Genomic DNA, 3632 nt, shown 5'->3' with positions numbered 1-3632 from the left:
GACTTTAGATCTCAAAAGGGTAAAATAAAGCTTAACCTTATTTCTTCTCAAAAGATGCCTTTTACTTAATTAAAATTATTTGATTTTAATTTGTCTTAAAAAACGTTATTTTACACCTTTAAGCATATATCTTGTTTATGCTTCTCTAGGATTATATTGAAAGTATATATCCATTTTTTTTGTATGTCAATTTTTTTTTAAAAAAATTATTATTTTATTTTTAAGACTGCTTTTTTTCTTTCAAGTTTTGCCTCTTTGAAGTTTAGAGTCATTTTTATTTGAGGAAAAACTCTTAAATTGTGTTAAAATAAAAGTGTAGAAATAGTGGAGAGGTGACGAATGAAAAAATTTATAATAGAACCCCAGTACAGCAATTATAAAATATCCCAATATCTAAGAGAAGTACAGGGATATTCAGGAAGAAGTTTGAGAAATATAGAGTGCTATCTTGACGGAAAAAGGGTAAAGACAACTAAAAAAGTAAGGAAACTCAACCGTCTTATGGTAAAAGAAAAAGATAAGGGAACCGACATGAAACCCATCAAAATGGACTTGAATATAGTATATGAGGATAACAATCTTATTCTTATAGATAAAGAGCCGTATATTATAGTGCATCCAACACAGAAAAAAGTAGATAAAACCCTGGCACACGGGATAATTCATTATATGCATGAAAAAACTGGAAAAATTTTGGCTCCCAGATTTTATAACAGACTGGATATGAATACAACAGGAATCATAGTAGTAGCCAAAAATGCATATACCCAGGCTTTCCTGCAAGATAAGGCAGAGGTAAAAAAATACTACCAGGCTATTGTCAAAGGCATAGTAGAAAAAGATGAATTTATGATAGAAAAACCTCTGGGAAAAGAGGGAGATGACCTCAGAAGAAAAGAGATGTCTGTGGAAAAAGGCGGTCAAGATGCCAAGACTTTTGTAAAAGTAATAAAGAGATATCCTGAAAAAGACCTCACCCTTGTAGAGCTGGAACTTTTTACAGGAAGAACGCACCAAATAAGGGCACACATGGAATCAGAAGGACATCCTATACTTGGAGATGAACTCTACGGAGCAAAAGATGAGAGAGCAAAAAGACAGATGCTTCATTCTTATAAGCTTGAATTTACAAATCCAGATACCCTGCTTCAGGAAACAATAGAAATAGAAATACCAGAGGATATGAAAGCAATTTTAAGTTAAAAAAAGGTTAGCAATTGACCACAAAAAAGTTCAATTTTAAACCCTATGTGATAATTGACAAAGGGTAGAATTTAGTATATAGTTTAAGTGTAGAAGATGATCAAAAAGTGTACACAAGAAATGAGTAATTTACATTCACTCGTTAAAAGCCGACAAAAAAAATTTACATAAAACTCAATTTATTATATCAAGGGGGTATTTTTAAAATGGCAGTAAAAGTTGCAATTAATGGATTTGGTAGAATTGGAAGACTAGCGTTAAGATTAATGACTAAAAATCCTGAGTTTGAAGTAGTGGCAATCAACGACTTAACAGATGCAAAAATGTTAGCTCACTTATTCAAATATGATACAGCTCAAGGAAGATTTAACGGAGAGATCGAAGTTAAAGAGGGAGCTTTCGTAGTAAACGGAAAAGAAATAAAAGTATTTAGTCAGAGAAATCCACTTGACTTACCTTGGGGAGATTTAGGAGTAGATATCGTACTTGAGTGTACTGGTTTCTTCGCTACAAAAGAGAAAGCATCTGCTCATATCACTGCAGGAGCAAAAAAAGTTGTTATATCAGCTCCAGCTGATGCTGAAACTCCTACAGTAGTATTTAACGTAAACCATGACATTCTTACAGGAGAAGAAACTGTAATATCAGGAGCTTCTTGTACAACTAACTGTCTTGCTCCAATGGCAAAAGTATTAAACGACGAGTATGGAATAGTTGAAGGATTAATGACAACGATTCATGCATACACTGGAGATCAAAATACATTAGATGCACCTCATGCAAAAGGTGACTTAAGAAGAGCAAGAGCTGCTGCTGCAAACATCGTTCCTAACACAACTGGAGCTGCAAAAGCAATTGGTTTAGTTATTCCTGCATTAGCTGGAAAGTTAGACGGAGCTGCTCAGAGAGTACCTGTACCAACTGGTTCATTAACTGAATTAATAACTGTATTAGACAAACCTGTAACTGTAGAAGAAGTAAATGCTGCAATGAAAGCTGCTGCAAACGAATCTTACGGATACACTGAAGAATTCCTAGTGTCAAGCGATATCGTAGGAATCGAGTTTGGATCATTATTTGACGCAACTCAAACTAAAGTAATGACAGTAGGAGATAAGCAACTAGTTAAGACTGTATCTTGGTATGATAACGAGATGTCTTACACAGCTCAACTAATCAGAACTTTAAAGTACTTCGTAGAACTTTCTAAATAATTTAATAAAAATAAATAGCGGAAACCTTGGTTTCCGCTTTTTTTTAGAGCTTTTATAAATATATATTCAAAAAACAGGAGGAAATCTAATGGCAAAAAAAATTATAACGGATTTAGAATTAAAAGGTAAAAAGGTATTAATGAGAGTAGATTTTAATGTACCTTTAAAAGACGGAAAAATAACAAATGACAATAGAATAACTGCAGCACTTCCTACAATAACTTACGCACTAGAGCAGGGAGCCAGCGTAATAGCTTTTTCTCACCTTGGAAGAGTAAAAACAGAAGAGGACAAAGCCAGTAAATCAATGGCACCTATCGCAGCAAGACTGGCAGAAGTTTTAGGTAAGGAAGTTAAATTCGTACCTGTAACAAGAGGAGCAGAACTTGAAGCGGCTGTATCTGAGATAAAGCCCGGTGAAATTATGATGTTTGAAAATACAAGATTTGAAGACATAGATGGTAAGAAAGAATCTAAAAATGACCCTGAGTTAGGGAAATACTGGGCTTCCCTTGGAGATGTTTTTGTAAATGATGCATTTGGAACGGCTCACAGAGCACATGCTTCAAACGTAGGAATAGCATCAAACATCAAAGAGTCAGCAGCAGGATTCCTTATGGAAAAAGAGATCAAATTCATAGGTGGAGCAGTAGATGCACCTGAAAGACCCCTTGTAGCAATCTTAGGTGGAGCTAAAGTTTCAGATAAAATCGCAGTTATTGAAAATCTTATAGCCAAGGCTGACAAGATTATCGTAGGTGGAGGAATGATGTTTACATTCCTTAAAGCAAAAGGATTAAACATAGGAAAATCCCTTTGTGAAGAAGATAAGCTTGACCTAGCTAAAGAGCTTATGGAAAATGCCGGAGAAAAATTAATACTTCCAATAGATACTGTAGCTGCAAAGGCTTTTGCTGCAGATGCAGAGCACAGAACAGTAGCGGTGGCAGATATGGCAGAGGATGAAATGGGTCTAGATATAGGAGCAGCCTCTATAGAGCTTTTCACAAAAGCTTTAGAAGGTTCTAAAACTGTTGTTTGGAACGGACCTATGGGAGTATTTGAAATGCCAGCTTTTGCAAAGGGAACTATAGGAGTTTGTGAAGCAATAGCAAACCTTAAAGACGCAACTACAATTATCGGTGGAGGAGACTCTGCTACAGCAGCGATACAGCTAGGATATGCAGATAAATTTACTCATATCTCTACTGGTGG

3 protein-coding genes are annotated in these 3632 nt (G+C 35.2%); all 3 read left to right on the top strand.

Going from position 1 to position 3632, the window contains the following annotated elements; all coding sequences use genetic code 11:
* Positions 1-339: 339 nt before the first annotated feature.
* Positions 340-1203 carry an RluA family pseudouridine synthase gene (locus ABZA26_RS10270; protein WP_372714433.1) on the top strand — a complete coding sequence of 288 codons (864 nt, stop codon included), beginning with the start codon at positions 340-342 and terminating at the stop codon, positions 1201-1203.
* 206 nt (positions 1204-1409) lie between these two features.
* Entirely contained in the window at positions 1410-2417 is a 1008-nt protein-coding gene (gene gap / locus ABZA26_RS10265; protein ID WP_372714432.1) for a type I glyceraldehyde-3-phosphate dehydrogenase, read from the top strand.
* A gap of 88 nt (positions 2418-2505) precedes the next feature.
* Positions 2506-3632, top strand: a 1127-nt coding sequence (pgk, locus tag ABZA26_RS10260; protein ID WP_372714431.1) for a phosphoglycerate kinase, incomplete at its 3' end; no start/stop codon positions are given.

The sequence above is a fragment of the Ilyobacter sp. genome (assembly GCF_041583315.1).
Classification (GTDB): Bacteria; Fusobacteriota; Fusobacteriia; order Fusobacteriales; family Fusobacteriaceae; genus Ilyobacter.
Note: the sequence above shows the minus strand (reverse complement) of the source record. Positions and strands in the feature narration are given on the sequence as shown.